5 protein-coding genes and 1 tRNA gene are annotated in these 4,523 nt (G+C 47.4%); 2 read left to right on the top strand and 4 right to left on the bottom strand.

Annotation, left to right across the window (positions count from 1 at the left end):
- Window positions 1-130: 130 nt before the first annotated feature.
- The 3 genes from dprA to AM228_RS28450 form a co-directional block, all read right to left on the bottom strand.
- Window positions 131-1,345, bottom strand: a complete 1,215-nt coding sequence (gene dprA, locus AM228_RS28460) for a DNA-processing protein DprA (RefSeq protein WP_231636979.1) — start codon at window positions 1,343-1,345, stop codon at window positions 131-133.
- 361 nt (window positions 1,346-1,706) lie between these two features.
- Window positions 1,707-2,396, bottom strand: coding sequence for a hypothetical protein (locus AM228_RS28455; RefSeq protein WP_231636978.1), 690 nt, complete (start codon window positions 2,394-2,396; stop codon window positions 1,707-1,709).
- 26 nt (window positions 2,397-2,422) lie between these two features.
- Window positions 2,423-3,052, bottom strand: a complete 630-nt coding sequence (locus AM228_RS28450; RefSeq protein ID WP_054470389.1) for a phycobiliprotein lyase — start codon at window positions 3,050-3,052, stop codon at window positions 2,423-2,425.
- A gap of 242 nt (window positions 3,053-3,294) precedes the next feature.
- On the opposite strand from AM228_RS28450, the gene AM228_RS30520 reads away from it, so the two are divergent.
- Entirely contained in the window at window positions 3,295-3,465 is a 171-nt protein-coding gene (locus AM228_RS30520) for an NblA/ycf18 family protein (RefSeq protein ID WP_072160968.1), read from the top strand.
- Window positions 3,466-3,712: 247 nt separating this feature from the next.
- On the opposite strand, the gene AM228_RS28445 is transcribed toward AM228_RS30520, so the two are convergent.
- The gene (locus AM228_RS28445) at window positions 3,713-4,075 is read right to left on the bottom strand and encodes a DUF4359 domain-containing protein (RefSeq protein ID WP_054470383.1); all 363 of its coding nucleotides are present in this window, start codon (window positions 4,073-4,075) and stop codon (window positions 3,713-3,715) included.
- A 159-nt stretch (window positions 4,076-4,234) separates the two neighbouring features.
- Between AM228_RS28445 and AM228_RS28440 the strand changes: the two genes are divergently transcribed.
- Window positions 4,235-4,307: transfer RNA gene (locus AM228_RS28440), tRNA-His, on the top strand.
- The last annotated feature ends 216 nt before the right edge of the window (window positions 4,308-4,523 follow it).

Genomic DNA, 4,523 nt, shown 5'->3' with positions numbered 1-4,523 from the left:
AATCCCTGAACCTTACCCGACTCAGAATTGTTGAGGGTTGACGGCTGATGTCTATGCTATTAGGCGTCAACTCAACTGCCATCAATCGCTTCCCCAGCACTGGTTTGTATTCGGGGTGGTCCCGGTTGGGTTAGTCACGTTGGTAGCGCATTCCGGGTAACTGGGATACTAGACCCAATAATTCCAACTGCAACAAGGCGCTGGAAACTTCCCCGGCATTCATCCGAGCTTGTTCCACAATCAGATCAAACGCGATCGCCTCTGAGGGGATGACCTGAAATACTTGTTTTAAATTAGGTTCCAGGTTGATGGCTGGGGTCATGCTGGGTACGGTAGGGGATGGGGTGGGATCCCTGGACGCAATGGCGCGATCGCTTTTTTGAATATTTCTGGTTACCGAATCAGAAAATAGGGACAACTGTTGAGACTGTTGCCCTTGATTCAGGGGGGGCATGGCACCGAGCATCTTCAATAACTCCGCTTCACTGAGAATCATCTCCGCCCCATTTTTCAAAAGTTTTAAACAACCCTGAGAGTTATAGTCATCGATCCGACCGGGCAACACATAAACATCGCGGCAAAATTCATTGGCTTGATGCGCGGTAATTAATGCCCCCGATCGTTCCGGCGCCTCCATGACTAATAAAGCACGGCTGAGTCCAGCAATAATGCGATTCCGCTGAGGAAAGTGGCGGGCGTTGGGGGTAGTGCCCCTGGGGTATTCACTCAATGCCAGCCCTTGCGCCAGAATTTGTTGGTAAAGGCTGCGATTTTCTGCGGGATAGACCACATCAACCCCGGTGCCAAAGACCGCCAGAGTGCGTCCTCCGGCAGCTAAACAGGCATGATGGGCTTCTGTATCAATACCTTTAGCCATACCAGAGGCAATGGTAAAGCCACATTTGGCCAGCAAGGTGGCAATGCGCTGAGTCCAACGTTTGCCATAGTCCGAGGGATTGCGGGTGCCGACGATGCCAATCACTGGGCGGTTGCCCAGATTTTCGTCTCGGTCGATGGTGCCTCGATAATAAAGCAGGGGCGGGGGGTTGGGAATTTGCAATAGCAAACGGGGATAGTCCGGGTCAACCGGCGTCCAAAAGTGGGGATTTTTTTGGCAATGCTGCTGATACAGGGTGTTGGGATAGATCCGCGATCGCTGTTCCATGATGCTGGCGATAATTTTGTGACCCAATCCTTCTACCTCACTTAAGGCAGTTGGTGGCGCTTGCCACGCGACGGCTAAACTGCCAAACTTTTGATTTAAACGATGGAGTGTCACCGGGCCGACCCCAGAAATTTGTGACCAAGCCACCCAAAATATCCGTTCTTGCATCTGTTCTGGCATGGGATACGCCACCCTAGGGACTTCAAAAAAAACGAGCGTACATATAGGTAATGGTTGCCGAAAAAATCGAGGGAACCCCTTCGCTGTACTGCCACCAAGTTTGGGGATCGTACTCCTGGGTAATTACTCAATGCGGGAGTTTACCCAGCCGCGATCGCCTCCCGGCTTCCTCCCCATCCATTTATTATTGGCTTTATTGCCAGTTGTTTTTCTGTAGGAGCGTGGTGGCTGGCAAGTGATTAATCATCGGCGGAAAAGCCGCTAGAAAAACCACAGAAACCGGGTTGCTTCAGAAAATGCCTGACTAGCATGGGGGTTTCTCTTTTAAAAGATAAACCCGGTTTCTTTTTCTGCCTAAAAGCTAGGAGTTTGGCGGTTCTACAGTGAGGCCAAGCCAAAAAGCTAGGGGGTTGGCGGTTGAGCTACAGTGAGGCCAATTACGCAAATGAGCGGAATTTACGGCTCGATCGCTGTCAAAGGAGCAGACTGGGGGGACAAGTCCTAAGCCTAGACATAAATGGGTGAGGACTTCTAAAAATCGCCGATCGTGTCCCGGAGATTTGAGATGAGCATGGGCATATTCATGGACGACTAAGCCTAACCAATCTTCAGGGTTAACCCGACCTACATCAATCAGGATGGCGATCGGGTCCAATAAAATATTGCATAAGCCGTCAATGCCAAATCGAGAGGCTAATGGGGCGGCGAAAATTTGAATATTTTGCCGGTGGGCGACGGGAAAGCATTGATGACAGGCTTCCAGATAATCGGTGAGTTCTAAATTAATCGCATCTATATGATCGCCAATCCAGGTGCAGATGCGAGTGTGAAGAAACCGGGTTTCTTCGAGAAACCCGGTTTCTGGATTTAGCGAAATCATCCCCGGTTCTGGGGTAAGCTGACGCACCCGATCTAGGTATTGCCAACCTCGTTGAAACGAATCTGAATTGGTGTTGCTACTGGTAATTTGGCAGGAGGCAACCTCAGAAACCCTGTTTCTCCAAGAAACCGGGTTTCTTTCCGGGTTGCTTTCCCAGTGCGGCGCGTTCATCTCTAATCCCCAATCCCCAATCACTTTTACCACCCCAAAACCGAAGAAAATTTGGCGGTTCCTAATAATTCTTGGCTGGATTCTTTGTTGGCGTTTACTGATTCCGCTTGAGAATTATTGACATCCGCTGATTCTGTGGAAATCCGACTTTCGCTACAAAAAGAGGCGGTACTAAACCCCCCAAAGCGAGTCACCGTGCTAGTCCGCATCCGTAAATTGGGATTGGCAAACCAGAAGCGTTCAATCACACTCATGGTTTCATACTCAGTAATCAGTACCAGTCCACCTTCTTCGTCTATATGATATTGTCCCGCCACTGGGACAATTTCCGCATAGCCCCGTTCTCTTAACATTCGCCCAGTGTTGGGATGATGCGGATCGGGAACGATCGCAAATACGGTTTCCCCAGAATGATTTTCTCCTTCCCTGTCCCAAGCCATCGAACCCTGCCAAGAGACAAAAGCCCCGCCACTGGCTTCCCTGGGATCCACTTCATGGAGTTTACAAATTTCCTGTACTTTTGGATCGTCCCCCGCTAATGCTTCCACGGTAATTTCCGAGTCGCCCATCTCAGCGCGTCTAAATGCCAAATGGTGGGTAGTGCGCTGCGATCGCCATTTTCCTGCACTTTTTTGAAAAAATTCTATCGCGTCCATGAAACTGCTGATGCCTTGTAACTATTGATTTTTGGTTGTTTTCACCTCTTTATCATAAACCGTCTGAGGCTTTTATGAACTTTTGTAGCAGAAATTAATCTGCAAATGTATATTATGAACAGTTTGTCAATAGCTTGTTACGATAATTTACATTTAACGGAAACCAAACCAGAATCACTTAACGTCTTGAATCACAGGACAACCGAAAACAGACAAGAAACAACAGAAAAAGGAGCAAACCGATGAATACAACTTCAGGTCTGAGCTTGGAACAACAATTTCAGTTAAAGGTGTACGAAAAGCAAATCAAAGGGTTAACCAGAGAGCAAGCGCAAGAGTATCTATTAGAAGTGTTGCGTCAGAGCATGGTCAAAGATAACTTGTTCAAAGACCTCCTGAAGCAGCACGTTTAATAACCTCAGCGGGGCACTACCAGTTGTTACACGACATTGTTACAGCAAAAATCCCAATTAATCATCGGAGCGATAACATTCAGGCAATCATATATCTATAACCAGCTACCGGGATTTAATTGGGATTTTAATTTTTTTCGCGTTTTTCGAGAATGGCGATTACCCTTAAACCAGCATTATTCGGTTAAGATGAGGTTTTCGGGGCAATCGTTGAGCGCCACAATATAGATGATCTTTTGATGATAATTTATAATTTTTCTTGCTTATAAATATAAAAGTTTTGCAGGGCTCCCAGGGTTTCAAATTGGTAGGTTGGGAGTAAGGGCAGATTAAACGTTGTCTTGTAAATACTGAACAAGAGAAAGTTACGGCGTTCGGTATTCTGACTAATGAGTTGGGAAATTTGCGGCTGCGCTGACTGCACCAGTGAGAGACATGGCTTTTTGCCCGTTGGCACTTTCTCACAGGCGACATTGTTGAGATACTGGGTCATTTGCTGGGCCGCATAGTTGTTGTAAGCTTCTGGACTGGGATTGGCGATCGCCATTGCTACCCCAAGTCCCACGCCCCCCACGGCGCCGATGGATGCGACTATCTTTAACCCTTTCATAGTGACGTTGAACTTATCTGTATGGTTTTCTGTATGCTTTAACTACCGATGCTAAACCGGAAATTTCGCAGCCGCAGCGACTTTTAGACAAAATCAAAAAAAATTTTCCCAGGGGGTAGATCAATTTTAACTAAATGTGCTATAGTTATAAATCGAATGGCGAGCGTAGCCAAGTGGTTAAGGCAGTGGATTGTGGTTCCACCATTCGTGGGTTCGAGCCCCATCGTTCGCCCTTATTTTAACTAATCAGATCCGTTACCCTGGGTTAAGGTGCGTTACCCTGGGTTAAGGTGCGTTACTGGGCAAAGCATTCGGATATTAAATTTGGGGTTTTTTCCCAGAAATTGTTGCCCGAATGCTTTGCCCCTACAAAATTTCGTGGGTTCGAGCCCCATCGTTCGCCCTTATTTTAACTAATCAGATCCGTTACCCTGGTGTAAGATGCGTT

Origin of the sequence: Planktothricoides sp. SR001 (genome assembly GCF_001276715.1) — a bacterium.
In the GTDB taxonomy this organism is placed as follows: domain Bacteria; phylum Cyanobacteriota; class Cyanobacteriia; order Cyanobacteriales; family Laspinemataceae; genus Planktothricoides; species Planktothricoides raciborskii.
Note: the sequence above shows the minus strand (reverse complement) of the source record. Positions and strands in the feature narration are given on the sequence as shown.